The organism is Nocardia barduliensis (assembly GCF_013315795.1).
Taxonomy (GTDB): domain Bacteria; phylum Actinomycetota; class Actinomycetes; order Mycobacteriales; family Mycobacteriaceae; genus Nocardia; species Nocardia barduliensis.
On record NZ_JABLTE010000107.1, the window covers coordinates 1 to 24614 of the forward strand.

The 24614-nt window shown below is 70.1% G+C and carries 24 protein-coding genes and 1 pseudogene; 16 read left to right on the forward strand and 9 right to left on the reverse strand.

Going from position 1 to position 24614, the window contains the following annotated elements:
• Nucleotides 1-209, reverse strand: a pseudogene (locus HOV91_RS39595) (hypothetical protein); the annotation flags it as partial.
• Between the two features lie 190 nt (nt 210-399).
• On the opposite strand from HOV91_RS39595, the gene HOV91_RS31660 reads away from it, so the two are divergent.
• Nucleotides 400-1569: a phosphotransferase family protein gene (locus HOV91_RS31660; RefSeq protein ID WP_174188983.1), complete on the forward strand. Its 1170-nt coding sequence runs from the start codon at nt 400-402 to the stop codon at nt 1567-1569.
• A 181-nt stretch (nt 1570-1750) separates the two neighbouring features.
• Nucleotides 1751-2002: a hypothetical protein gene (locus tag HOV91_RS31665; RefSeq protein ID WP_174188984.1), complete on the forward strand. Its 252-nt coding sequence runs from the start codon at nt 1751-1753 to the stop codon at nt 2000-2002.
• A 13-nt stretch (nt 2003-2015) separates the two neighbouring features.
• Here HOV91_RS31665 and HOV91_RS31670 read toward each other — a convergent pair whose 3' ends face one another.
• Entirely contained in the window at nt 2016-3629 is a 1614-nt protein-coding gene (locus tag HOV91_RS31670) for an alkaline phosphatase D family protein (RefSeq protein ID WP_174188985.1), read from the reverse strand.
• Nucleotides 3630-3791: 162 nt separating this feature from the next.
• On the opposite strand from HOV91_RS31670, the gene HOV91_RS31675 reads away from it, so the two are divergent.
• The 6 genes from HOV91_RS31675 (at nt 3792) to HOV91_RS31700 (ending at nt 11259) form a co-directional block, all read left to right on the forward strand.
• Nucleotides 3792-5135: a replication-associated recombination protein A gene (locus HOV91_RS31675; protein WP_174188986.1), complete on the forward strand. Its 1344-nt coding sequence runs from the start codon at nt 3792-3794 to the stop codon at nt 5133-5135.
• Nucleotides 5136-5218: 83 nt separating this feature from the next.
• Nucleotides 5219-7888 (forward strand): alanine--tRNA ligase, encoded by a 2670-nt coding sequence (alaS, locus tag HOV91_RS31680; RefSeq protein ID WP_174188987.1) that lies wholly within the window; start codon nt 5219-5221, stop codon nt 7886-7888.
• Nucleotides 7888-8451: a Holliday junction resolvase RuvX gene (ruvX, locus tag HOV91_RS31685; RefSeq protein WP_174188988.1), complete on the forward strand. Its 564-nt coding sequence runs from the start codon at nt 7888-7890 to the stop codon at nt 8449-8451. The genes alaS and ruvX overlap by 1 nt, the downstream gene beginning before the upstream one ends.
• The gene (locus HOV91_RS31690) at nt 8448-9935 is read left to right on the forward strand and encodes an endolytic transglycosylase MltG (protein WP_174188989.1); all 1488 of its coding nucleotides are present in this window, start codon (nt 8448-8450) and stop codon (nt 9933-9935) included. The genes ruvX and HOV91_RS31690 overlap by 4 nt, the downstream gene beginning before the upstream one ends.
• Entirely contained in the window at nt 9925-10752 is an 828-nt protein-coding gene (locus tag HOV91_RS31695; protein WP_174188990.1) for a shikimate dehydrogenase, read from the forward strand. The genes HOV91_RS31690 and HOV91_RS31695 overlap by 11 nt, the downstream gene beginning before the upstream one ends.
• Nucleotides 10753-10800: 48 nt before the next feature.
• Nucleotides 10801-11259 carry a B-4DMT family transporter gene (locus tag HOV91_RS31700; protein ID WP_174188991.1) on the forward strand — a complete coding sequence of 153 codons (459 nt, stop codon included), beginning with the start codon at nt 10801-10803 and terminating at the stop codon, nt 11257-11259.
• A gap of 179 nt (nt 11260-11438) precedes the next feature.
• Here HOV91_RS31700 and HOV91_RS31705 read toward each other — a convergent pair whose 3' ends face one another.
• The 6 genes from HOV91_RS31705 to HOV91_RS31730 form a co-directional block, all read right to left on the reverse strand.
• Complete coding sequence (locus HOV91_RS31705) at nt 11439-11672, reverse strand: hypothetical protein (protein WP_174188992.1); 234 nt, start codon at nt 11670-11672, stop codon at nt 11439-11441.
• A 137-nt stretch (nt 11673-11809) separates the two neighbouring features.
• Nucleotides 11810-12931 carry a 3-dehydroquinate synthase gene (aroB, locus tag HOV91_RS31710; protein WP_174188993.1) on the reverse strand — a complete coding sequence of 374 codons (1122 nt, stop codon included), beginning with the start codon at nt 12929-12931 and terminating at the stop codon, nt 11810-11812.
• Complete coding sequence (locus HOV91_RS40275) at nt 12928-13806, reverse strand: shikimate kinase (protein ID WP_174188994.1); 879 nt, start codon at nt 13804-13806, stop codon at nt 12928-12930. Before HOV91_RS40275 ends, aroB begins: the two co-directional genes overlap by 4 nt.
• Entirely contained in the window at nt 13803-15011 is a 1209-nt protein-coding gene (aroC, locus tag HOV91_RS31720; RefSeq protein ID WP_174189006.1) for a chorismate synthase, read from the reverse strand. The genes HOV91_RS40275 and aroC overlap by 4 nt, the downstream gene beginning before the upstream one ends.
• 177 nt (nt 15012-15188) lie before the next feature.
• Nucleotides 15189-16034, reverse strand: a complete 846-nt coding sequence (locus tag HOV91_RS31725) for a universal stress protein (protein ID WP_174188995.1) — start codon at nt 16032-16034, stop codon at nt 15189-15191.
• Nucleotides 16035-16274: 240 nt separating this feature from the next.
• Nucleotides 16275-16742 (reverse strand): prepilin peptidase, encoded by a 468-nt coding sequence (locus HOV91_RS31730; RefSeq protein ID WP_174188996.1) that lies wholly within the window; start codon nt 16740-16742, stop codon nt 16275-16277.
• A 222-nt stretch (nt 16743-16964) separates the two neighbouring features.
• Here HOV91_RS31730 and HOV91_RS31735 point away from each other — a divergent pair, with 222 nt between their 5' ends.
• Genes HOV91_RS31735 through HOV91_RS31750 form a run of 4 tightly spaced genes read left to right on the forward strand, consistent with a single transcriptional unit; the run spans nt 16965 to nt 19508 of the window.
• On the forward strand, nt 16965-18092 hold the full coding sequence (locus tag HOV91_RS31735) for a M24 family metallopeptidase (protein ID WP_174188997.1): 1128 nt from the start codon (nt 16965-16967) through the stop codon (nt 18090-18092).
• 48 nt (nt 18093-18140) lie between these two features.
• Nucleotides 18141-18704 (forward strand): elongation factor P, encoded by a 564-nt coding sequence (efp, locus tag HOV91_RS31740; protein ID WP_174188998.1) that lies wholly within the window; start codon nt 18141-18143, stop codon nt 18702-18704.
• A 34-nt stretch (nt 18705-18738) separates the two neighbouring features.
• On the forward strand, nt 18739-19248 hold the full coding sequence (gene nusB, locus HOV91_RS31745; RefSeq protein WP_174188999.1) for a transcription antitermination factor NusB: 510 nt from the start codon (nt 18739-18741) through the stop codon (nt 19246-19248).
• Nucleotides 19245-19508: a YciI family protein gene (locus HOV91_RS31750; RefSeq protein ID WP_174189000.1), complete on the forward strand. Its 264-nt coding sequence runs from the start codon at nt 19245-19247 to the stop codon at nt 19506-19508. Before nusB ends, HOV91_RS31750 begins: the two co-directional genes overlap by 4 nt.
• A gap of 264 nt (nt 19509-19772) precedes the next feature.
• Here the strand turns inward: HOV91_RS31750 and HOV91_RS31755 are convergent, their stop codons facing one another.
• On the reverse strand, nt 19773-21038 hold the full coding sequence (locus tag HOV91_RS31755) for an SLC13 family permease (protein WP_174189001.1): 1266 nt from the start codon (nt 21036-21038) through the stop codon (nt 19773-19775).
• Nucleotides 21039-21254: 216 nt separating this feature from the next.
• Here HOV91_RS31755 and HOV91_RS31760 point away from each other — a divergent pair, with 216 nt between their 5' ends.
• The 4 genes from HOV91_RS31760 (at nt 21255) to HOV91_RS31775 (ending at nt 24348) form a co-directional block, all read left to right on the forward strand.
• Nucleotides 21255-21740: a DMT family transporter gene (locus HOV91_RS31760; RefSeq protein ID WP_174189002.1), complete on the forward strand. Its 486-nt coding sequence runs from the start codon at nt 21255-21257 to the stop codon at nt 21738-21740.
• A gap of 63 nt (nt 21741-21803) precedes the next feature.
• On the forward strand, nt 21804-22307 hold the full coding sequence (locus tag HOV91_RS31765) for a DMT family transporter (RefSeq protein ID WP_174189003.1): 504 nt from the start codon (nt 21804-21806) through the stop codon (nt 22305-22307).
• Nucleotides 22308-22460: 153 nt separating this feature from the next.
• A complete protein-coding gene (locus tag HOV91_RS31770; protein WP_174189004.1) occupies nt 22461-22994 on the forward strand; it encodes a DUF4334 domain-containing protein in 534 nt (177 codons plus the stop codon).
• A 121-nt stretch (nt 22995-23115) separates the two neighbouring features.
• Nucleotides 23116-24348 (forward strand): FAD-dependent oxidoreductase, encoded by a 1233-nt coding sequence (locus HOV91_RS31775; RefSeq protein WP_174189005.1) that lies wholly within the window; start codon nt 23116-23118, stop codon nt 24346-24348.
• Nucleotides 24349-24614: the final 266 nt, after the last annotated feature.

The window sequence follows — 24614 nt, forward strand, 5'->3', positions numbered from 1 at the left end:
CTGCCGTAGTGCGCCGCGCCGGGGCCTCCGAACTGCGGATATCCCGACGAACCCGCCATCTCGTGGCGGGGCTGGCCGGTTCCCGGACCAGGAGCCTGCGGATTCGGGCTCTCGTGCTGGCCCGGCCGTGGCGCGAAGCGCTCGTCGTCGTTCGGGGAGGAAGCGCCGCCAGCTGATTGTTTGGGTGCGGGGGGCGGGGTTTCGGTCATGCGTAGACCTTTCCACTCAACTGGTTTGCGGTGTGGCGCATGGCAGTTGACGATGAGAAAACCCGACCGCTGTCGAGGTGTCAAGCGACCTGCGGGCGGGCTCCGGCCGCGCCGGAGACACGCCGAGCGACGCGGAAAGGTTGTGTAACCGCTCGCTAGAAGTGACCGGATGCGAGTAACTTGAGAGGCGATGACCGCACTATTGGCCGAACGCGCCGCCGAAGTCGTGTCCGCAGCGCAACAGTTGCTCACAAAGCGAATGGGTGCTCCGGTAAAGCTGAGCGATCCGATCGAACTCAGCGGTAGTGGTAGGACGACGGTCCTACGTGTGCGTGTAGCGGAGAACGCTTTCTCGCTACCGCGAACCCTGATCATCAAGCAGGTTCGCGGCGCGGCCCAGGATCGCCGGACCGGCGGGCTGGCGCCCGGGGTGGCCAGCATCGATTCCGCTTTCCTCCGCGAGACGGTGTCCTACCAGTTCACCACCGCTCTGAGCCGGGAGCACCGGCCGGGCGCGTACCTGATCGCGCACAGCCTCCCCGACCGCCTGCTGATCCTCAGCGACCTCGGCGAGAACTCGCTGCTGACCGCCGTGCTGCGGTCGGGCGCCGAGACCGCCGCCCGCAACGCCCTGATGGCGTTCGCCCAGGCGCTCGGCCGGATGCACGCCGCCACCGTCGGGCGCGAGGCGGACTTCGTCGCCCTGCTGCGCCGGGTGGACGTGGTGCACCGGGTGGACGGCATCGCGCAGCAGGCCGAGTCGGCGATCGCCGAAGTGCCCGGACTGCTGCAGCGCGAACTGGGCATCGAGGTGCCCGGCGAGATCGCCGAACGGATCGTGCGGGGCAATCGGCTGTTCTCCGCGGGCCGCTTCCGCGCGTTCAGCCCCTCGGACCTCTGCCCGGACAACGTGATCTTGAACGAGGAGGGCGCTCGCTTCCTCGACTACGAGTGGGGCGGGTTCCGCGACGCCACCCTGGACATCGCCTACGCCCTGGTGTCGTTCCCGGGCTGCCTGTGCGATGTCGAGCTCTCCCGCGAACGCGCCAAGCAGATGGTGGAGGCGTGGCGCGCGGAGGTCGTCGGCGTGTGGCCCGCGCTGGCCGACGACCAGCAACTCGACGAACGCATCCTGGAAGCCAGGCTGATCTGGGTCTGGCTGTCCACCTACTGGTTCCTGCCCGCCGACCATTCGCGCATCGCGGCGGCCAGAGAGCACGGGCTGTCGGTCCCGCGCTCGGCGGCGCTGATCAACCGCTGGGCCGCGCTCGCCGAAGACGCCCGGTGCACGGGTGACGACATCGTGGGCGATTTCGCCGAGGATGTGTCGGCCATGCTGGAAGAGCGCTGGTCGGAGTAGGTCTTCCGCGGTAGCCGCCACCGGGGCACTCCCCACGCGCGAGTTGCTATCCCGTTGCTCACCTTCCCGCGCTGCCCAGACGATGCACCGGGATACGAATTTCTCTGCCAGCCAGGCACAATGGCAGCTTCGGAGCGCTCGGTCGAAGACGGGAGCGGGCGCGGGGAAGAGGGGGTACCGGGTGGGCAACCTACTGCTCGTCGTGTTCGCGATCGGTCTTGTCGCCGCAGCGCTCGTCGTCGTGATCCGGCGACGGAACAAGGCCCGCGACCGGATCGGCGACGACACGACGACGCGTGCCCGCGCGGCCGGGGCCCAGCTCAGCAGAGCGGCTCGCGCCCGGCGGTGGCGGAACCGGTCGCAGGGCAAGCCGAACAACCACTCCGCGGGCGGCGGCGGATGCAGCGGCGGTGGATGCGCAGGCGGGGAGTGATCCGGCGCGACGGTCAGCCGAGCGGGACCTGCCGCGGCTCGATCCGGCCTCCGGAGCGGACCGCGAACGAAGCACCGTGACGCACACCGGAATTCGGGTCTGTCACGTTCAGCAGGTAGTACCAGTCCATCTGCGCGTGGTCGGCGGTGACCTCCAGGACGCCGTAGCCGTGCGAGTCCAGTTCCACATAGCGCAGGTGACGGTTGACCGACGCGAGCGACGCCGCCAGCGGCGCGGAGTTCGCCCGGAGCATGTCGCCGATGCTGGTCGAGGTCACCGACGGCACCACGAACTCGGCGCCCGCCGTCGCCCCGCCCGGGTAGTTCGCCGCGTCCACCGGGAGGTCCGCGGCCCATGAGGAGTGGATGTCGCCGGTCAGGAACACCACGTCGGAGATCTGCTGGTCGAGGATGGTGCGGAACAGGCGGGCGCGGTCGGCGGTGTAGCCGTCCCACTGGTCGCCGTTGAGCGACGGACCCGCCTGCGGGATGCCTATGGTGCTGGTGATCGCCGCCGTGGTGGCGGGTTCCAGCGGCGGGAAGGCCAGCGGAGCGATCATCACCGAGTTGCCGACCAGCTTCCACCGCACCGGCGCGGACGCCAGGCCCGCGGTCAGCCACTCCATCTGCGCCCTGCCGGTGATGGTGCGCGCCGGATCGTCGGCCGCCCGCCAGTTCGCTCCTGGCTGCGCCTCTTGGTCGCGGTAGCTGCGCAGATCGAGCATGGCGAGTTCGGCCAGGGTGCCGAAACGCAGCCTGCGGTAGATCCGCACGTCGGCACCGGACCCGGACGCGCGGACCGGCATCCATTCCAGGTAGGCCTGGGCGGAGGCGGCGCGCCGGTCGGCCCAGCCGCCCTCGATCGCGGGATCGTGATTGTCCGCGCCGCCGGACCACGAGTTGTTCGCGGATTCGTGGTCGTCCCAGGTGCAGATGAACGGCAGTGTGGCGTGCAGGCCGAGCAGATCCGGGTCGGTCTTGTACTGCGCGTGGCGGACGCGGTAGTCGGCCAGGCCGACGATCTCGTGGGCCGGTTCGTGCGAACGCACGGCGCCGTCGCGCCCACCGTACTTGCCGCTGCCGTATTCGTAGATGTAGTCGCCCAGGTGCACGATCGCGTCCAGGTCGGTGCGGGCGGCCAGGTGGCGGTAGGCGCCGAAGTACCCGGCCTCCCAGTTCGAGCACGACACCACGCCGAAACGGAGGCGCTCCGGTGCGTCCGCCGTGGCGGGCGCGGTCTTGGTGCGCCCGACGGGGGAGGTCTCGCCGAGAGCGCTGAAGCGATAGAAGTACTCCACACCCGGCGCGAGGCCGGACACGTCGACCTTGACGGTGTGATCGGCCTGCGCCGTGGTCGTCGCGGTTCCGGAGGCGGCGATCGAGGCGAAACGGTCGTCCGCGGCGACCTCCCAGCGCACGGTCGCCGGGTCACCGAGGCCCGAGCCGGGCGTGGCGTCGTCGGAGACGGTGACGCGGGTCCAGAGGATGACACCGTCGGGGAGCGGGTCGCCGGAAGCGACGCCGTGCCGGAACACCGGCGTGGCGGCTGTCGCGCGTCCGGCGCCCAGTACCGCGGTGGCGGCGGCCGCGCCGCCCGCCAAGAGGACGCGCCGAGCGAAGCGTGGCATGGACGAGGGATCTGAAACGGATACGTTTTCAGTCACGGGTACCGATCCCATCCGAAGTACCGGCGAGTCGCAACTCGGTCGGCCGCCGTGCTGGTCCGGACCGCGCCCGTCGCGCGGGAACGGCATGTCGCGCTGTCGGTGCGGCTCGGTAACGTCTTCCGCGTGAGCGATGGTTTGTTCGACGTGCCCGGCGCCGCGGTGCCCCCGGAGCATTCGATCGACACGGTGGTGCGCAGGGACGCGGGTGCGCCGCTGGCGGTGCGCATGCGTCCGGCGGCACTGGAGGAAGTGGTGGGTCAGCAGCATCTGCTCGGGCCCGGCTCTCCGCTGCGCAGGTTGATCGAGGGCTCCGGCGCCGCTTCGGTGCTGCTGTACGGCCCGCCCGGCACGGGCAAGACGACCTTGGCCGCGCTCATCTCCCGAGCCACCGGTCGCCGGTTCGAGGCGCTCTCGGCGCTGTCGGCGGGCGTCAAGGAGGTGCGCGCGGTCATCGACCTGGCTCGGCGCAGGCTCTCGGCCGGTGAGCAGACCGTGCTGTTCATCGACGAGGTGCACCGCTTCTCCAAGACGCAGCAGGACGCCCTGCTCGCCGCGGTGGAGAACCGGATCGTCCTGCTGGTCGGCGCGACCACCGAGAACCCGTCGTTCTCGGTGGTGTCGCCGCTGCTGTCGCGCTCGCTGGTGCTGCAACTGCGGTCGCTGACCGAGGCCGACATCCGCCAGGTGCTCACCCGCGCGATCACCGATCCGCGCGGCCTGGCCGGCGCGTACACCGTCACCGAGGCCGCGCTCGACCACATCGTCCGGATCGCGGGCGGCGATGCCCGCCGCGCGCTGACCGCGCTGGAAGCCTCGGCCGAGTCCTCGCTCGACGGCACCGTCGACGTGGACCTGGTCGAGGCCAGCGTGGACAAGGCCGCGGTGCGCTACGACCGGGCAGGCGACCAGCACTACGACGTGATCAGCGCGTTCATCAAGTCCATTCGGGGCTCGGACGTCGATGCCGCGCTGCACTACCTGGCGCGCATGCTCAGCGCGGGGGAGGACCCGCGGTTCATCGCCCGCAGGCTGATGATCCACGCGAGCGAGGACATCGGCATGGCCGACCCGACGGCGCTGCAGACGGCGACCGCCGCCGCGCAGGTGGTGCAGCTGGTCGGTCTGCCGGAAGGCCGCCTCGCGCTGGCACAGGCCACGATCCACCTGGCGACCGCCCCGAAATCCGGCGCCGTCGTCGCCGCGATCGGCGCGGCCATGGCCGACGTCGCGGCGGGCAAGGCGGGCGCGGTGCCGCCGCACCTGCGCGACGGCCACTACGCGGGCGCGGCGGCGCTCGGCAACGCCCAGGGCTACAAGTACCCGCACGACGATAAGGACGGCGTCCTCTCCCAGCAGTACCCGCCCGACGAACTGGTCGGCGTCGACTACTACCACCCCACCGACCACGGCCACGAACGCGAGATCGGTCCTCGGGTCGACAAGCTGCGCCGCATCGTCCGAGGCTGACCTCGCGCGACCGGTTCGCCGGGACGCGCGGGCAGCCCCGGTCGATGAAATTCACGTGCGCGGCACCGGTAGGCTGGGTATTCGTGCAGACCCACGAGATTCGACGGCGTTTCCTGGACCATTTCCTCCGTGCCGGCCATACCGAGGTGCCGAGTGCCTCGCTGATCCTGGCCGACCCGAACCTGCTGTTCGTCAACGCAGGCATGGTCCAGTTCAAGCCGTACTTCCTGGGTCAGGAGGCGCCGCCCCACCCGCGGGCGACCAGCGTGCAGAAGTGCGTGCGGACCGGGGACATCGAAGAGGTCGGCGTCACCACGCGACACAACACCTTCTTCCAGATGGCGGGCAACTTCTCCTTCGGGGACTACTTCAAGGAGGGGGCGATCACCCTCGCCTGGGAGCTGATCTCCAAGCCGCAGGACGAAGGCGGTTACGGGTTCGATCCCGAGCGGATCTGGGTGACCGTCTACCAGGACGACCCGGAGGCCGCCGAGATCTGGAAGCGGGTCGCGGGCATGCCCGAGGAGCGCATCCAGTTCCGCGACGGCAAGGACAACTACTGGGACATGGGCGTGCCCGGCCCCGGTGGCCCCTGCTCGGAGATCTACTACGACCGCGGTCCCGAGCACGGCCGCGACGGCGGGCCGGTCGCCGACGAGGACCGCTACCTCGAGATCTGGAATCTCGTGTTCATGCAGGACGTGCGCGGTGAGCTGAGCCCGAAGCTGGGACATCCGCCGGTCGGGTCGCTGCCGAAGAAGAACATCGACACCGGTATGGGCGTCGAGCGGATCGCGCTGCTGCTGCAAGGCGTGGACAACGTCTACGAGACCGACCTGCTGCGCCCGATCATCGACCGGGCCGAGGAACTGACCGGGCGCTCCTACGGCGTCCAGCACGAGGACGATGTCCGTTTCCGCGTGATCGCCGATCACGCCCGCACCGCCGCCATGCTGATCGCCGACGGCGTCAACCCGGGCAACGACGGCCGCGGCTACGTGCTGCGCCGCCTGCTGCGCCGCATCGTGCGCTCGGCCCGCCTGCTCGGCGCGCAGAAGCCGGTGATGAGCGAGTTCATCCAGGTCGTCAGCGACTTGATGGCCCCGTCCTACCCGGAGCTGGCCACCGACCTCCGCCGGATCGAGACGGTCGCGGTGGGCGAGGAGACGGCGTTCCTTAAGACGCTGAACACCGGCTCCACGCTGTTCGACAACACCGCCGCCGCGGTCAAGGCGGAGGGCGGCAGCACGATCGCCGGATCGGACGCCTTCACCCTGCACGACACCTACGGCTTCCCGATCGACCTGACGCTGGAGATGGCCGCCGAGGCCGGGCTGTCGGTCGACGAGGAGGGCTTCCGCTCGCTGATGGCCGAGCAGCGCAAGCGCGCCAAGGAGGACGCCCAGGCCCGCAAGCACGCTCACGCCGACCTCACGGTCTACAAGGAACTGGTCGACCGGGGCGCCACCGAGTTCACCGGTTTCGACGAGCTGACCTCCGAGGCCACCGTGCTGGCCCTGATCGCCGACGGCGTGCGGGTGCCCGCCGCGACCGCCGGCCAGGACGTCGAGATCATCCTGGACCGCAGCCCGCTCTACGCCGAGTCGGGCGGCCAGATCGCCGACCGCGGCTCGATCACCGCCTCCTCGGGGCTGAAGCTGCGCGTCAACGACGTGCAGAAGATCGCCAAGAAACTCTGGGTGCACAAGACCACCGTGGAGCACGGCCAGATCACCGAGGGCGATGTCGTGCTCGCCCAGGCCGATCCGGCGTGGCGGCGCGGCGCCACCCAGGGACATTCCGGCACGCACATGGTGCACGCTGCCCTCCGGCAGGTGCTCGGCCCGAACGCCGTGCAGGCCGGGTCGCTGAACAAGCCGGGCTACCTGCGCTTCGACTTCAACTGGCAGGGCCAGCTGTCCGAGCGGCAGAAGGCCGACATCGAGGCCGTGTCCAACGACGCGGTCGGCGCCGACTTCCCGGTGAACACCTTCGTCACCGACCTGCCGAAGGCCAAGCAGATGGGTGCGCTCGCCCTGTTCGGTGAGAACTACGGCAACGAGGTCCGCGTCGTGGAGATCGGCGGCCCGTTCTCGATGGAACTCTGCGGTGGCACCCACGTGCAGCACTCCTCGCAGATCGGGCCGATCACCGTGCTCGGTGAGGCGTCGGTGGGCTCGGGGGTGCGCCGCGTGGAGGCGTTCGTCGGCTTGGACTCCTACAAGTACCTGGCCAAGGAACGTGCCCTGCTGGCCGGTGTGGCGTCCGCGCTGAAGGTGCCCTCCGAGGAGGTGCCTGGTCGCGTCGAGCAGTTGGTGGAGCGGCTCAAAGTGGCCGAGAAGGAGCTCGAGCGCACCAAGATGGCCGCCGTGTTGTCCTCGGCGGGCGAATTCGTTCAGAAGGCCGAGCGGATCGGCCGCCTGCTGCTGGTCGCCGTGGCCGCGCCCGAGGGCGTACCCGCGGGGGATCTGCGCACGCTGGCCACCGACATCCGCGGCCGGTTCGGCAGTGAGCCCGCCGTGGTGGTGCTGCTGGGCAACGCCGAAGGCAAGGTGCCGTTCGTCGTCGCGGTGAACAAGCCCGCCCAGGAGCTCGGCGTCAAGGCGGGCGATCTGGTCGGCAGCTTCGGCCCGAGTATCGCGGGACGGGGCGGCGGCAAGCCGGAGATGGCGCAGGGCGCGGGTTCGGACCCGTCCGGCATTCCGGCGGGCCTGGCCGCGGTCCGCGCGCGGGTGGCCGAACTGGCCGGGTGATGGGCGAGGCCGTAGAACCGGAGAGGTCGGCGCCGCGCGGCGCCGACCGGCCGCATCCCGCCACCGATCCCGGTCGGGGCAGGCGGATCGGCGTCGACGTCGGCAGTGTCCGGATCGGGGTCGCCGCGTGCGATCCCGACGGCATTCTCGCCACCCCGGTGGAGACGGTGCCCCGTGCGAAACAGTCGCGTCGCTCGGCTCCCGCACCCGATATCGAAAGAATTGCCGAAATTGTGCGGGAGTACGAGGCAGTCGAGGTAATCGTCGGATTGCCGCGAACATTACGCGGGGAGAAGGGCACTGCCGCTACGCTGGCCAGCGCATTCGCTGAGCGATTGCGGGCTGCCGTCGGGCCGGTGCCGGTCCGGCTTTCCGACGAACGTTTGACTACGGTGTCAGCTGCACGTGCATTGCGGGACAGTGGAGTTCGCGCGCGTGGCCAGCGGCAGGTGATCGATCAGGCGGCGGCCGTGTCGATCCTGCAAGGATGGTTGGACGAACGGAGTGCGGTGTTGAGGTCGGTGGAAGCGGGACGTCCCGCGTCGCCCGGGGACGATGCATGACGGATCGGTGGGCGCGGGCCGAGGAACTGTTCCGACAGCGCGAAGCTGATCGGCGCTATCGGAGAGACGACCGGGCCTGGGGCGAACACGATGACGACGGCGACGATTACTACGACGACGACACGACCGTCATCCCCCGCTACGTCGACGACGAGGAGGACGAGCCGCCCGCGCCGCCTCCGCCCGCCCCGCGGCGTGGTGGGCAGCGCGCGAGCGCCACGCGCGAGCAGGCGCCGCGCCGCGCCGGGCGCGACCGGCCCGAGCGCTCCGGGCGTTCCGGGCGCGGCAAGCGATCCAGGGTCGCCTCACGCAAGGCCGCCGAGCGCAAGCGGCGCCGCCGCACCCTGTGGATCGTCGGGGGCTTCTTCGCGCTGCTGTTCGCCGGCGCCGTGGTCTTCGCGGGCATGAAACTGGTCGCCAGCTTCGGTCCGCCGGAGGACTACGCGGGTCCGGCCGGACCCCTCGTGATCGTGCAAGTGCACGACGGCGACACCTCGACGCAGATCGCGGCGACCATGCACGAGAAGGGCGTCGTCGCGAGCACCGGCGCGTTCATCGAAGCGGCCGTGCGGAATTCGAACATGAGCGCGGTGCAGCCGGGCTTCTACGCGATCCCGAGCCGCAGTCCCGCCGTGGAGGCGGTGGCCGCGCTGGTGGGCAAGCAGTCCAGGGTGGGCAACCTGGTCGTCTCCGAGGGGCGGCTGCTGCACGACCAGCACGACATGAGCACCGGTGGGCGGTATGACGGCATCTACCGCAAAATCGCGGAGGCCAGCTGCATCGGCACCGGCGCCGACCAGAAGTGCGTGACCTACGAACAGCTCGATGCCGCGGGCGCGAGCCTGGACCTGGCCGCGCTGGGGGTGCCCGCCTGGGCGATGCAGGGTGTCCGGGACTGCCCGGACCGGACGAGGCAGCTGGAAGGTCTCATCGCCGCGGGCACCTGGGATTTCGATCCCAGCGGCACACCGGAACAGATTCTGCGGCAATTGGTGACCGCGAGCGCGAAGAGCTATGAATCCACCGGACTGCTGCAGTCCGGCGCCGACACGAAACTGACGCCGTACGAGACACTGGTCGCCGCCTCGCTGGTGGAACGTGAGGCCAAACCCGAGGACATGGGCAAAGTGGCACGGGTGATCGTGAACCGGCTGCGGGTCGATCAGATGCTGCAGTTCGACTCGACGGTGAACTACACCTTGGATCGCACCGAGGTGGCGACCACCGACGCCGACCGCGCCCAGGAAACCGCTTGGAACACCTATGCGATGCGGGGCCTGCCCAAGACCCCGATCGCCGCGCCGTCGTTGAACGCGTTGCGTGCCATGGAGAATCCCGAGGTGGGGCCGTGGCTGTACTTCGTCACCGTCGACAAGCAGGGCACCACCCTGTTCACCGACGACTATCAGGAGCATCTGCGCCTGATCGCACGGGCGCAGCGCAGTGGCATTCTCGACAGTTCCAAGGACAGCGGTGGCCGATAGTCGCAAGGCGGCGGTGCTGGGCAAGCCGATCGCGCACTCGCGATCGCCACAGCTGCACTTGGCCGCGTATCGGGCGCTCGGACTGGACTGGAGCTATGAGCGCATCGAATGCTCGGCCGAACGACTGCCCGGATTGGTCGACGGGCTCGGGCAGGAGTGGGTCGGGCTCTCGGTGACCATGCCCGGCAAGGAAGCGGCGCTCGCCTACGCGGACGAGCGCACCGAGCGGGCCGTGCTGGTCGGCTCGGCCAATACCTTGGTCCGCACCGGTGCGGGCTGGCTGGCCGACTGCACCGACGTGGACGGTGTGCTCGGCGCGCTGCGCGGCGCTGGCGTCACCGATATGACCGAGGGCGTGGTGCTGGGTGCGGGCGGCACGGCGCGGCCCGCCCTGCTGGCGCTGTCGGAGCTGGGCGCGAAGTCGGTCACCGTCGTGGCGCGGGACGCCGGGCGGGCGCGCGGCGCGCTGGACCTCGCCGAGCGGCTCGGGATGGTCCCCGCGCTGGCCGGATTCGATGCCCGATCCCTGCACGGGATCTGCGCGGCGGCAGGCGCCGTGGTGAGCACCATTCCGGCCACCGCGGCCGCGGTCGTGGCCCCGGCGGTGGCAGCGGCGCCGGTGGTGCTCGACGCGATCTACGACCCGTGGCCCACCCCGCTCGCCGAGACGGTGGAGCGGGCCGGGCACACGGTGGTCAGCGGTCTGGAGATGCTGTTGAACCAGGCATACGGGCAGGTCGAGCTGTTCACCGGGCAGCAGGCGCCGCGCGCGGAGATGGCGGCGGCGCTGGTCGAGGGCCATCGACCGGAAAATTGATACCGGTTCTAGTTTGGTTGGACGGGGCGCAGGGTTAGGGTGGTGCGCATGAATGCTTGGGTGTTGCGGGCCATCGTGCTCGGCGCGCTGGTCGTCTTGCTGCGCGCCGCGCTCGGGTTCGCGATGGTGTACTGGCCGACCCACGGCGCGTGGATGCGCGCGCTCGCACTGATCGTGCTCCTGGCGGCCGTCCTGTCCTGGGGTTTCCTGGACGGGCGCAAGGACAGGGCCGCCCACCCCGATCCCGATCGCGGCACCGACCTGACCCTGCTGTGGCTGAAGGCCGCGGTGGTGGCCGGCCTCGGCAGCGGCCTCGGCGCCTGGTTGCTCGACTGGCTGCCCAAGTTCGACCTCGGGGACAACGGCCTGCTCTTCGAGCTCACCGCGGCCGCGTCGTTCATCGTCCTGCTGGTCTTCATCCCCGCCCTCATCGGCGTCGGTATCGGCCGCGCCCGCACCGAGCGCCGCGCCACGAAGGCGGCCGGTCCGGCGCACAATCCCGCTTGACCCGAGTTCGCCGCCCGCACACCGACGCGGTCCGGTCTGCCGTGACCGGGTACCCGCGGGTCGCGGCTCATGCGGCGCACCCGGTCCGCCGCACTGCCATCGGTGGCGGCCCTGCCGACTTCGTCCGAGCACGCCCAATCCTCTTGCCGCTGCCGTGACCGCGGGTAATATCTTGCTGTTCAAGGCATTTCAATGGGAGGGGTAGTCATGTTCATTCGAATCGGGATCGCCGCCGCGATGGCGATCGCGGCGTCCGCGTTCGGGTTGGGCGGACAGGCGGTGGCGAAAGCCGACGGCTGTGCGTCGGAGCAGCCGACTTGGGGGTTCAAATGCGTGGCTTCGGCATCGAACGTCTCGCTGGCGAGCTGCACGAAGGACGCACCGCTGTGGAGTGATCGGGCGAAGTGCGTCAAGCGAAGTGACGGTAGCGGTAGGTACGATCTCTGGGTCCCGTAGCACTGTGACGTAACGGAAACGGCGCACCCTCAAGAAGGGTGCGCCGTTCCTGTTTGCTCGAATCACTACCGTCCAGCCCGGGACATGCTCTGGCCTACAGCAGGACCGCGCCGCCGCTGGGGCTGTCCTCCCGGGCGATGGCCGAGTAGGCGGCGGCCAGCAAGGTGGGATCGGGGCCTTCCAGGCGGCCGGGCTTGGCCAGGCCGTCGAGCACGACGAAGCGCAGCACGCCGGAGCGGGTCTTCTTGTCGGTCTGCATGGCGTCCAGCAGCTGGGGGAGCGCGTCGGCATCGTAGCTGGTCGGCAGTCCGACGGCGGACAGGATGGCGCGATGACGGTCGGCGGTGGCGTCGTCGAGGCGGCCCGCGAGCCGGCCCAGTTCGGCGGCGAACACCAGTCCGACGGCCACCGCGGCGCCGTGCCGCCACCGGTAGCGCTCCCGCCGCTCGATGGCGTGGCCGAGAGTGTGGCCGTAGTTGAGGATCTCGCGGAGGCTGGATTCCTTCAGATCGGCGGCGACGACGTCGGCTTTCACCTGGATCGCGCGGCGGATCAGCTCGGGCAGCACCTCGCCCGCCGGGTCGAGCGCGGCCTGCGGATCGCGCTCGACCAGGTCGAGGATCACCGGGTCGGCGATGAAGCCGGCCTTGATGATCTCGGCCATGCCCGCGACGATCTCGTTGCGCGGCACCGTCTCCAGTGTGGCCAGGTCGACCAGCACGGCGGCGGGTTCGTGGAAGCAGCCCACCAGATTCTTGCCCGCCTCGGTGTTGATGCCGGTCTTGCCGCCGACCGCGGCGTCGACCATGGCGAGCAGCGTGGTGGGCACGTGCACGATGCGTACGCCGCGCATCCAGGTGGCCGCGACGAATCCGGCCAGGTCGGTCGCCGCGCCGCCGCCGAGGCTGACCACCACGTCGTTGCGGGTCAGGCCGATGCGCCCGAGCACCTCCCAGCAGAACCCGGCGACGGCCAGGTCCTTGCCCGCCTCGGCGTCCGGGATCTCCACGCGGTGTGCGTCGATGCCGGTGTCGGCCAGCGCCTTGCGCACCACTTCGGCGGTCTCGGTGAGCGGCGGCTGATGGAAGATGGCCACGGTGCGCACGCCTTTGGTCGCGCTGTTGACCGACTCGACGAGTTCACCGAGCAACCCGCGGCCGATGATCACCGGGTACGGGTCGGCGGTCCGGACTTCGAGACGACTCGGCTCTGTCACGTGGCTTGCTCCGATTCTGTTGCTGCTGTTGTCGACTGCTGACGTGCCCGGGAGCGGGCGCGGCGGGCGCGGGCGCGCCTGGATCGGCTGCCCGCCGTCTCACCGCCGCCCGCTCCGGTCGCGGCGTCGGGTTCGCTCGTGACGCTCCTGCGGGCGCGGCGGGATCGAACGGCTGCGACGGCGGATTCCGGTGCGGGCGCGGGGGTCTCGGTGGGCTCGCCGGGATCGGCGTCCTTGCGCCGGGACGCGGCTCTGGCTCGGGCGCGGCGGCGGGCCCGGGACCGGCTGCTGCCCTGCGGAATTCCGCTGGGCGGCGGCCGCAGCTCCGTCTCGGCCTGCTCCGCCGGCTCCATGCCGAGCTTGGTCATGATCATGCGCACCACCCGGCCGGGGCTGCGGCCGTCGGTGCGGACCCGGACGGTGGCCACCTCCCGGTAGAGCGGGCGACGGGTGCGCATCAGCTCCCGATACTTCGCGCCGGGGTCCGCGCCGTTGAGCAGGGGCCGCTGGGTGCTCGCTCCGGTGCGCCGAAGGCCCTCGGCCACACTGATCTCCAGGTAGACGACGGTGCGGTTGCGCAGCAGGGTCCTGGTGTTCTCCGACAGCACGGCGCCGCCGCCGAGCGAGACGACGCCGCGCTCGGCGAGCACGGCGCGGCGCACCACCCGCTCCTCGATCCTGCGGAACTCGGGCTCACCGTCTTCGGCGAAGATCTCCGGGATGGTGCGACCGGTCTCCCGCTCGATACCGGCGTCGGTGTCGTACAGCTCGACGCCGAGTTCCCTGGCGAGCTTGCGGCCGATCGTGGACTTCCCCGCCCCGGGCGGTCCGACCAGCACCACGCGCGGGGCGCGCGGATCGGTCTGCACGATCATTGCGACCGACTGTCCGCGGGCACGTGCGGGCGGGTGCTGATCCGCTTGACGTAGCTGGTGATGTTCTCGACCGTCTCGGTGATCGAGTCGCCGCCGAACTTCTCCAGCGCGGCCTGCGCGACGACCAGCGCAACCATGGATTCGGCGACCACGCCCGCGGCGGGTACGGCGCACACGTCCGAGCGCTGATGGATGGCCACGGCCTCGTCGCCGGTGGTCATGTCGACGGTGGACAGCGCGCGCGGCACGGTGGAGATCGGCTTCATCGCCGCGCGCACGCGCAGCGCTTCGCCGTTGGTCATGCCGCCTTCCAGGCCGCCCGCGCGGTTGGTGGAGCGCAGCACGCCGTCGGGGCCGGGCCGCATCTCGTCGTGCGCCTGGCTGCCGCGGCGGCGCGCGGTCTCGAAGCCGTCGCCGACCTCGACGCCCTTGATGGCCTGGATGCCCATGAGCGCGGCCGCCAGCCGGGAGTCCAGCCGGTTCTCGCCGCTGGTGAACGAGCCGAGGCCGACCGGGAGTCCGTCCACGACCACCTCGACCACGCCACCGAGGGTGTCGCCGTCCTTCTTGGCCGCCTCGATCTCCGCGATCATCGCCGCTTCGGCGTCCTTGTCGAACGCTCGCACCGGGCTCTCGTCCACCGCGGCGAGGTCGGCGGCGGTCGGCACGATGCCCGAGGTGTTCTGCGCCGTGCCGATCGAGACGACGTGCGAGACGACTTCCGCGCCGAACGCCTGGCGCAGGAAATTCCGCGCGACGGTGCCCGCCGCGACGCGGGCCGCGGTCTCCCTGGCGCTGGCGCGCTCGAGCACGTTGCGGGCGTCGTCGAAGTTGTACTTGAGCATGCCGGAGTAGTCCGCGTGCCCGGGCCGGGGCCGGGTCAGCGGGGCGTTGCGGGCCAGCTCGGCGAGTTCCGCCGGATCGACCGGGTCGGCGGACATCACCGTGGTCCACTTCGGCCACTCGGAATTGGCCACCTCGATGGCGACCGGGCCGCCCATGGTTCGTCCGTGCCGTACGCCGCCGACCACCGTGACCTTGTCGGCCTCGAACTTCATCCGCGCGCCGCGGCCGTATCCCAGCCTGCGGCGGGCCAGCTGCGTGGAGATCTCGTCCGACGTCACCTCGACGCCTGCCACCATCCCCTCGAGGATGGCGACGAGAGCGGGACCATGGGATTCTCCGGCAGTTATCCAACGCAGCACGTCGTTCATCTTCCCATGTCGACGCCGCTGCCCGGGAATCTGGCCCGCCGTTGTGACGCGCACGCCGAGGGCGGACCGGCTACCACGAGCCGAGGCGCTCGACGATCGCGCGGCGGGCGGCTTCGACACGCTCGGGGCGCCCGCCCGGCCGTCGGTGGAGTCAACAGGCCGTGGCGCTCAGCGGGCTATGACGATGGGGCGATCCACCGACCGCAGCAACGCGTCGCCGACCGAGCCGAACAGCAGCCGCCGCAGGGTCCCTCGGCCACGGTTGCCCACCACGAGCAGCTGTCCGTCCCGGGAGCGTTCGAGCAGCCGTCGTTCCGGACGATCCCTGGCCACCTCCCGCCGGATGGTCACCTCGGGGTACTGCTCCTGCCAGCCGGCCAGGCTCTTGGCCAGCAGCGCTTCCTCGGTCCGGCGCAGCGCGGCCCAGTCGGTGCCGATCGCGGCGAGCGGCTCGACCTCGCCCCAGGTGTGCACGGCCACCAGCTCGACCCCGCGCAGCGACGCCTCGGTGGCCGCCACCTCGATGGCGGCTTGCTCGGCGGCGGAGCCGTCCACTCCGACGATCACCGGGCCGGTGCTCGTCCGGTCCCACAGCGGTGTCTCGGCGGGCACCACCGCGACGGGGCAGTCGGCGTCGCGCGCGACGGCGGTGCTGACCGATCCGAGCAGCACACGCTGGACACGGCCGATGCCGCGGGTGCCGACCACGAGCATGGCCGCGCTCCGGGAGCGCTCGATCAGGGCGGTGGCGATGTGCGCGGTGCGGATCTCGGTGCCGATGGCGATGTCGCGCACCGCGTGCGCGGCCGTGACGGCGGCCTCCGCGGCGCGCTCGATCGCCTCGTCCGCCTCGCGCACCCGCAGCAGCGCGGCCGGACGGGGCGGATCGTCGTCGTCGGAGCCGAGCGAGGACTCGACGACGAGCGCGATGTGCAGCGGCGCGTCGTGCAGCGCGGCGGTCTGCGCCGCCCAGCGCACCGCGACGATCGACTGCGCGGAACCGTCTGTTCCCACGACGATCGGTCTCCGCGACGGATGCCTCGGATTCACTCGGCGGCTCCTTCCGGGCTGCATCGCTGGCATGGCGCACTCGAGGGGCAACGCGCGCAGCTACCGCGCGCCCGGTACGAATCCGGCGGCTGCCGGGCGAGTCGCTGCCCGCGGTAATGCTACCGATGGATTGCGGTTGATTTGCTGGCTTCGCGATCCGGTCCAAGCGCGCGTTTCGGAGTGCGCCGGCTCGCGACCGTCGAGTCAGGTCGAGCTCAGCGCCGCCGACAACAAAGCCAGTAGCGTCGCCGCGCACATCGCGGGCCCGTGCGGCACGGTGAGCGCGGTGTCGCCGCGGCCGGTGGCGGCGGAGGCGCCGCGGCAGGCCAACGCGCCGACCGCGAGGCAGGCCGTCAGCGCGGGCGCCCCGAGCGCCGCCCACACCCACGTCCGAGCGCCGCCGAGCGCGGCCGCCGCCCCCAGCGCCACCGCGAGTTTGACATCACCCGCGCCCAGCGCGGCGGGTGCGAGGAGGTGCACCAGGAGGTAGGGCGCCGCCAGCAGCAGTGCGCCCAGCAGCGCGACCGTGAATTGCTCTGTGATCACGGCGTATCCGAGAACGGTCAGAACGCCCGAACCGGTCAATTCGTTCGGTAGGCGCCGTTCGCGCAAGTCGTACACCGTCAGGACCGCGCACCACGCGGTGAGCGCGGCGCATGCGAGAGGAGTCATGGCCTCACCTTCGGCCGGTCGCGGGGCGAAAAAGCTGCGCAGACCGGGAATGTGCACAAGACGGGCGCATGTGAACAGGTGTGTGTTCAGCAGTGTCCAGAATTCGAAAAATATTGCGCGCCAGCTAATTTCGAACTGACCAAGATGTCTCGATCACAGCCGGCGGCGCGCTGAACACGTGTTGCCCGACGGTGCGCGGTGTGTCGGCGGTAGTTTTGAGACATGTGTGCTGATCACCAGGATCATGGGCCGGACTACGCGGCGCGGCGTGGCGCGCTGCGCAGCCTGCTGGTGGAGAACAGGGTGGACGCCCTGCTGGTCACCGATCTGGTGAACATCAGATATCTGACCGGGTTCACCGGCTCCAACGCGGCGCTGCTGGTGCACTCCTGGGACACGCGTACCGCCGAGGACCGGACCGTGATCGGCACCGACGGCCGGTATCGGACCCAGGTCGCCGAGCAGGCTCCCGACCTGCGGGCGGAGATCGCGCGGGCCACCGCGCGGCGCATCGTGCAGCTGGCCGGGGAGTGGCAGCTCGGCCGGGTGGGCTTCGAAAGCCATGTCGTCACCGTCGAGCAGCATCGCGGCTTCCTCGAACAGCGCACCGGCCTGGAGTTCGTCGCGTCCCCCGGACTGGTCGAGCAGTTGCGCATGGTCAAGGACGCCTACGAAGTGCGGCAGTTGCGCGCGGCCTGCGCGGCGGGTGACGCGGGCCTGGCCGCGCTGCTGGAGCGGGGTGGACTGCGTCCCGGCCGCACCGAGCGCCAGGTGGCCCGGGATCTGGAATGGGCCATGTTCGAACACGGCGCCGAAGCGATCTCGTTCGAGACCATCGTGGCGACCGGCGCGAATTCGGCTGTCCCCCATCACCGCCCGACCGACGCCGTGCTGGCGGCGGGCGATTTCGTGAAGCTGGACTTCGGCGCGGTGGTCGGCGGCTACCACTCCGACATGACGCGCACCTTCGTGCTCGGCACGCCGACCGCCTGGCAGCGCGAGGTGTACGAGCTGGTCGCCACGGCGCAGCGAGCCGGGTGCGAGGCGCTGCGGCCCGGGGTTCCGGTGGCCGACGTGGACGCCGCGTCGCGGGCGGTGATCGAGGCCGCCGGGCACGGCAAGTTGTTCGTGCACGGTCTCGGCCACGGGGTCGGTCTGCAGATCCACGAAGCGCCCGGAATCGCGAAAACCGGAACCGGTACACTTCTGACTGGCGTGGCGGTGACCGTCGAACCAGGTGTGTACTTTCCCGGCCGCGGCGGGGTCCGGATCGAGGACACGCTCGTGGTGCGCGAAGGGGGCCCGGAGCTGCTCACCCACACCGGCAAAGACCTGACCGTCGTCGACTGACGCCGGTCTACCCGAGACCAAGCGGTAGAACGAGGAGATCCGAAGACAGTGGCGGACACCAGCGACTTCAAGAACGGCCTTGTGCTGAAGATCGACGGTCAGCTCCAGCAGATCATCGAGTTCCAGCACGTCAAGCCGGGCAAGGGCCCCGCGTTCGTGCGGACCAAGCTGAAGAACGTCGTGTCCGGCAAGGTGGTCGACAAGACCTTCAACGCCGGTGTGAAGGTGGAGACCGCCACCGTCGACCGCCGCGACATGACCTACCTCTACCACGACGGCTCGGACTACGTCTTCATGGACGGCGAGACCTTCGATCAGATCTCGATCTCCGAGGCCACCATCGGCGACGGCGCCCGCTTCCTGCTGGAGAACATGGCCGTGCAGGTCGCCATGCACGAGGGCGCTCCGCTGTACGTCGAACTCCCGGTCTCCATCGAGCTCGTGGTCCAGCACACCGACATCGGCCTGCAGGGCGACCGCTCCACCGGCGGCACCAAGCCCGCCACCCTGGAGACCGGCGCCGAGGTGCAGGTTCCGCTGTTCATCAACACCGGCGACAAGCTGCGTATCGACTCGCGCGACGGCAGCTACCTCGGCCGGGTCAACGCCTGATCCGGCCGACCGGCCGATCCGGGATGATGTGACCGTGGCTGAACAGCCCGTGGACAAGAAGTCCACGTACAAGAAGCTCGGCGCGCGGCACAAGGCCCGCCGCCGCGCGGTCGACCTGCTGTTCGAGGCGGAGGCGCGCGACGTCGACGCCGCCGAACTGCTGGACGAGCGCGTCGAGCTGGCCGCCCGCGACCAGTCGGTCGCGCCGGTGCACCCCTACACCCGCACCTTGGTCGAGGGCGTCGCCGACGACCTCGACCGGGTGGACGGCACCATCGAGTCCTACCTGCAGGACTGGACCCTGTCGCGGCTGCCTGCCGTGGATCGCGCGATTCTGCGCATCGCGGTCTGGGAGCTGTTCCACGCCGCCGACGTCCCACCGGTCGTCGCCGTGGACGAGGCGGTGGAGCTGGCCAAGGAGCTGTCCACCGACGACTCGCCGTCCTTCCTCAACGGCGTGCTCGGTCAGGTCGTCCTGGTGGCGCCGCAGGTGCGCGCCGCGGCCGCCGCGACGCGGGCGCCGCGCCCGGAGACCGAGGCGTGAACAAGTATCTCGTGCTGGTGCGGCGCACCCCGCGTTTCGACGCCGCCGTGATCGAGCCGCACCGGCAGTTCCTGCGGTCCCTGCACGACCGTGGGCAGCTGCAGGAGAGCGGGCGTTTCACCGACGGCACCGGCGGTGCGTACGTCATCTACGCCGAGAGCCTCGATGCCGCACGGGAAATCGCGTTCACCGATCCGGTGCACACCACGGGCGCGTCGGAGCTCACCGTCTACGAGTGGGAGATCACGGCGGTGAACTGAGTTCGGTTCCACCGTGCACTGCGCTCCGGCTATCGGTTCGGTGCGGCGCGTCCCGGCCGTGTCGCATAACGGGAGCTCGGGACTCCCGCTGGCGGGTGTACGGATGACCAGCGGGAGCGCGAGGAGAGCCGGGTGGCTCCGAAGTGAGATCGGATCGTCTGGCTCCGGCCTCGGTCCGATCCTCGTACCTCGACCGTACTCGAGGTCAAGAAGGTGCGGTCCGGCTTCGATCGGCTCGATCTGTCCGCTCAGCGGTGGCGACGATCAACCCATGACCAACAGCGCTGCCACCGCGCCCGTGGTCGCGGTCGTCGCGAGGACGAGACCGGTCACGACGAAACGTCCCATGGGGACGCGCACCCCGTGGCTGCGGCAGAACTCCAGGCACAGCAGCGTGGCGAGGGAGGCCCACGGCGTGACGATCGAGCCGACATTGGCGCCGATCAACAAGGCGAGCAGCTGATCGCCGTTCTGTGCGGGGATCACCGCCTCGCCCGCGGTGTAGGCAGGCAAGTTGTTGGCGATATTGGCCAGCGAGGCGCCGGCCGCGGCGGCCCGGAACGCGCCGGACGCGTCCGGGTCCGTGCCGATCAATGCCCGCATCGCGTCGGCGAGGCCGAATCGGCTCAGGGTGGGCACCACCAGGAACAAGCCGACCACGAACACCAGCAGCTGCCAGGGCAGCAGCGACAGGCGCAAGGCGCTGCGGTCGAAGACGGCGAACGCCGCCACCGCGATCAGTGCCGCGCCAGTCGCCGCGATACCGATCCGGTCGCCGACCAGGGGTATCGCGACGATGAACAGCAGACAGGCTCCCGCGGTGGTGCACAACAGCGCGCGCTCGCGGAAATTCGCGGGGCGGACCGGTTCGGGTGGTACATAGCGGTCGCTTTCCCGTCGTCCGCGCCGCCAATACCACAGCCACAGGCACACCATTGTCGCGGCGATCGAAACGAGCTGCGGCGCCCACATCTTCGCCGCGAATCCAGTTGCGGACAGTGCCACCCGATCAGCGGCGAGGAGGTTGGTGAGATTCGAGACCGGCAGCAGCAGGCTCGCGGTGTTGGCCAGCCAGAGGGTGGTCATGGCCAGCGGCAGAGGCGGAATCCGGGCAGGCCCCGCGAGTGCCAGCATGACCGGCGCGATGAGCACGGCGGTGGTGTCGAGGTTCAGCAGGATCGTCGTGGCCGAGGCGAACAGAACGCACAGGCCGAACAGCGCGGGGTAGCGGCCGCGGCCGAGGATCGCGAGCCGATGGGCGATGGCGTCGAAGACCTTGGCCTGTCTGGTGAGTTCGGCCAGGACGATGACGCTGGCGAGAAACAGCAGCAGCGGGCCGACCCGGCGCATGTTCGCGGCCGCTTCGTCGTGCGGCAGCAGCCCGGTGGCCACGCAGAGCAGCCCGGCTCCCAGCAAGGCCAGCCGAATCCAGTCCAGGACGCCGAGTCGTCTCGGTCCGGAACCGGGTGTCTCGACCGGCGAGGACGGGTTCCGCGCAGACGAATCGACCAGCTCGGGCACGAGAGCCATCATGGCAGCGTTTCGCCTGCGTCCCTGGTGCGGGAATAGGCCGCAGGCGCGGTTCATAGCACCATTGATCGTGCCGTTAGTTGATGGTACGTTATCCGGGTCACATCGGGTCGTACGTCGACTCGAACGTCAACCCGGCTCTTTTCGGAGCCGAAGCGGTTGCCTCCGAGACGATCTCGGTGTTCGTACGCCGCAAGCCGAGGATGTGTGTTGCCCGTGAGCATCGTGGTCGGACTGGTCTTCCTGTTCATCCTGGTCGGCGGCGGCCTACGGTCGGCCGAAGCCGGCTGCCAGAACACGCTGATGAACCACATGCGCAACATGTGGCTCTGCGCGGTGATCTCGTATGCCGTCTTCTGCATCGAATTTGCCATCTTCCTCGCACTGTCGTCGAAGTCGCCGTGGCCGACTCTCGACGACGTGCGGAACATGCCGTGGTGGGCGCCGTTCGGCGGCCTGCTCGGCGGCGCGGCGGTGATGGGCATGATCGCTGTCGCCCGCTACGTCGGCGTGGCGACGTTCAGTGCGCTCGTGATCATCGGCGAGATGGTCGTCGCCTTGATCATGGACCATTTCGGGCTCATGGGATTCGAGGAACGGTCCGCCAGCGCGCCACGACTGCTGGCCTGCGGGTTGATCACCCTCGCGATCTATCTGATGGCCGACGAACCCGAGGGTGAGCGCAGCGCCAGCGTGACCTGACCGCGCCGGCCGCCCCGAACTGCCGGTCAGCTGTCCACTCTCGCACCCTCCGGAGGATCTCCGATGACGGTTCGCACCGCCGAAACCCGTGCCGCGCTGCCGCGCGTCACGATGGCACTCATCTTCGCGTTCATCCTGTTCGGCGGCGCACTGCGCTCCGTGGAAGCGGGTTGTCAGAATTCGTTGAAGCTGGCGTTGAAGAACGTCTGGCTGTGCGGCGTGATCTCCTACGCCGTGGCGTTCACGGGCTTCGCGATCTTCCTCGCGGTGGCGCTTCTGGCCTCCGCCGATCGGCCCTGGCCCACGCGGGCCGATATCCGGAGTATGCCCCGGTGGGCGCCGTTCGGCGGTCTGCTCGGCGGGGCGGCCATCCTGGCGATGATCGCCGTCGCGTCGGATGTCGGAGCGAGCACCTTCAATGCCCTGATCATCGCCGGTCAGATGTTCGGCGCCCTCGCGATCGACCACTTCGGACTGATGGGGTTCCCACGGCGCGCGGTGACCCGGAAACGCGTCGGTGCCTGCGTGATGATCATCATCGGCATCTATCTCATGGCGGCCTACTGAGGTGCGCGCAGGACCGGTCGCCGCAGCTCCCGGGCGGCGCAGAGCCGCATTCGATCCGTTCGCGCGCCGCCCATGGGGTAGCTGCCGGTGCGCCGTCCTGAGAGGCCGATAGGGTATCTATCGCAACGTTGCGTCGCTGAGGAAGTAGGAGACATGGCCGCGAACGAGCTGACCGTGACGGACGTCCACAACGCGCAGGAGGCGTGGGCACTGTTCGACCGCCTCCCGGCGGCGCGCGTCGAGGACATCACGACAGGGCGCTGGCGGGGCGAGGAATTGCAGACCGGGCATCCGATGGACGGCGTGCTGGTCGCATCGGGCTGGTACGGCAAGCAGTTCGACGGCCCCGACAGCGTGCATCCGCTGCTGTTCACCGCGGGCGGCACGGTGTTCCCGATCGATCCGCGCCGGGTGCCGCTCTCGCTCGCCGGACGGGTGCCGCTGTCCGGTGTGCGCGCCGTGCGCAAGCTGCTGCCGGTCCTGAGTCCCGCGCTGCGTACGAGCAAGCCCACCGCGCGTCTGCGCGAAGTCGAATACCGCGGCGTGACGAGTGCCGCGATGGTCTACGACCATCTTCCGATCATCGATCACTTCCGCGCCGCCGACGAGCACACCCTGTTCGGCGTGATGGATCTGCGCGGTATGGCGGAGCCGTATTTCTTCGTCCTGCGCAGAGACGTCGGCTGAGGTCGCGGCGGATCCGGTCGGCCGTCGCCGATCCGGGTCCGGCGCCGCGCCCGCCGCACTAGGATTTTGCGCAAACAGGCGAGACCTTGCGGCGATGCGACGACCGAGGAAGGGACAGTCGATGGAACGCACGACATGCCTGGTGGTCGGTGGGGGACCGGCCGGAATGTTCCTCGGGCTGCTGCTCGCGCGAGCCGGCGTCGCCGTCACGGTGCTGGAGAAGCACAAGGACTTCCTGCGCGACTTCCGCGGCGACACCGTGCATCCCACCACCCTCGACCTGCTCGACGAACTGGGGCTCGGCGCGGAATTCGCGAAATTGCCCGCGCGCAAAGTGGATCAGGTGCAACTGCCGATCGCCGGTGGCCTGCAGACCCTTGCGACGCTGAAGAACCTGCCGGGCAAGCACAAATACGTCGCGATGGTGCCGCAGTGGGACCTGCTGGACCTGCTCGCGCGGGCCGCGGCGGCGGAGCCGGTCTTCCGGCTGCGGATGAATACCGAGGCCACCGACCTGATCTGGCTCGACGGCAGGGTGGGCGGCGTCGCCTACCGGACCGCCGACGGCGCGACCGGCTCGATCGAAGCCGACCTCACCGTTGCCTGCGACGGGCGCGACTCACTGCTGCGGTCGGCCGCGGGGCTGCCGACCCGCACCTGGCCGACGCCGATGGACGTCTGGTGGTTCCGCCTGCCGCGCACCGAAATCGATCCGGCGGGTGCGCTGCCGATCGTCACCGCCCGGCGGGCGGCGCTGCTGCTCGACCGCGGCGACTACTGGCAGTGCGCCACGTTGATCGCCAAGGGCGCCGACCAGTCCGCCCGTCGCGGGCCGGTGCGGGACATCATGCGCGGCCTGGCCGAGGCCGCGCCCTGGCTGCACGACCGGGTCGACGCCTTGACCAGCTGGGAGGAGGTCAAGTTGCTGGAAGTGAAACTCGACCGGCTGACCAAGTGGTACACCAACGGCCTGCTCTGCCTCGGCGACGCCGCCCACGCCATGTCCCCGGCCGGCGGCGTCGGCATCAACCTGGCCGTCCAGGACGCCGTCGCGGCGGCGAGAATCCTTGCCCCGCCGCTGCTCTCGGGCACACTCGGGACCAGGGACCTGGCCTTGGTGCAGCGACGGCGCAGCTTCCCGACCGTCGTGACGCAGAGCATTCAGCGACTCCTGCACGCCATCGCGATCGCTCCCGCCCTCGACGGTCGAATCGACATCGCGACCGTCCCGCGCGCACCACTGCCGATCCGGCTCCTGCGCCGCATGCCCGTCCTCCGCAGCGTCCCCCCGTTCCTGCTCGCACGGGGGGTCTTACCAGAACACGCCCCCCACTTCGCTCGGCGCTCTGTTTGATTTCCAGCGCCTGCGGCGCTGGGTGTTCGCGGCCCCCTTGTGGCTCGCGTCCGAGTGACCGCCGCTTGCTCCTTCGTCGCTTGCGCGGCGGTCACTCGGACGCGAGCCGGGCCGCGAACGGCGCATGCTCGGTCTCGCTTCGCTCGAAAGTCGTGGTTGGGGTGGGCTGGGCGCGTAGTGGCGGGAACTCGCTCTCGGGTGCGCGCGGTAGGTAGTGGACGGATCGCGCTGATGGGTAGGGAGTGCTGTTGGCTCAACCCGAACGC

Bases quoted from the DNA above. Each gene is read 5' to 3' on its own strand.
- HOV91_RS31660 (WP_174188983.1), top strand. From the start codon at position 400: ATGACCGCACTATTGGCCGAACGCGCCGCCGAAGTCGTGTCCGCAGCG.
- HOV91_RS31670 (WP_174188985.1), bottom strand. From the start codon at position 3,629: ATGCCACGCTTCGCTCGGCGCGTCCTCTTGGCGGGCGGCGCGGCCGCC.
- ruvX (WP_174188988.1), top strand. From the start codon at position 7,888: ATGGGCGAGGCCGTAGAACCGGAGAGGTCGGCGCCGCGCGGCGCCGAC.
- HOV91_RS31690 (WP_174188989.1), top strand. From the start codon at position 8,448: ATGACGGATCGGTGGGCGCGGGCCGAGGAACTGTTCCGACAGCGCGAA.
- HOV91_RS31700 (WP_174188991.1), top strand. From the start codon at position 10,801: ATGAATGCTTGGGTGTTGCGGGCCATCGTGCTCGGCGCGCTGGTCGTC.
- HOV91_RS40275 (WP_174188994.1), bottom strand. From the start codon at position 13,806: ATGATCGTGCAGACCGATCCGCGCGCCCCGCGCGTGGTGCTGGTCGGA.
- HOV91_RS31730 (WP_174188996.1), bottom strand. From the start codon at position 16,742: ATGACTCCTCTCGCATGCGCCGCGCTCACCGCGTGGTGCGCGGTCCTG.
- HOV91_RS31735 (WP_174188997.1), top strand. From the start codon at position 16,965: ATGTGTGCTGATCACCAGGATCATGGGCCGGACTACGCGGCGCGGCGT.
- HOV91_RS31755 (WP_174189001.1), bottom strand. From the start codon at position 21,038: ATGGCTCTCGTGCCCGAGCTGGTCGATTCGTCTGCGCGGAACCCGTCC.
- HOV91_RS31765 (WP_174189003.1), top strand. From the start codon at position 21,804: ATGACGGTTCGCACCGCCGAAACCCGTGCCGCGCTGCCGCGCGTCACG.
- HOV91_RS31770 (WP_174189004.1), top strand. From the start codon at position 22,461: ATGGCCGCGAACGAGCTGACCGTGACGGACGTCCACAACGCGCAGGAG.
- HOV91_RS31775 (WP_174189005.1), top strand. From the start codon at position 23,116: ATGGAACGCACGACATGCCTGGTGGTCGGTGGGGGACCGGCCGGAATG.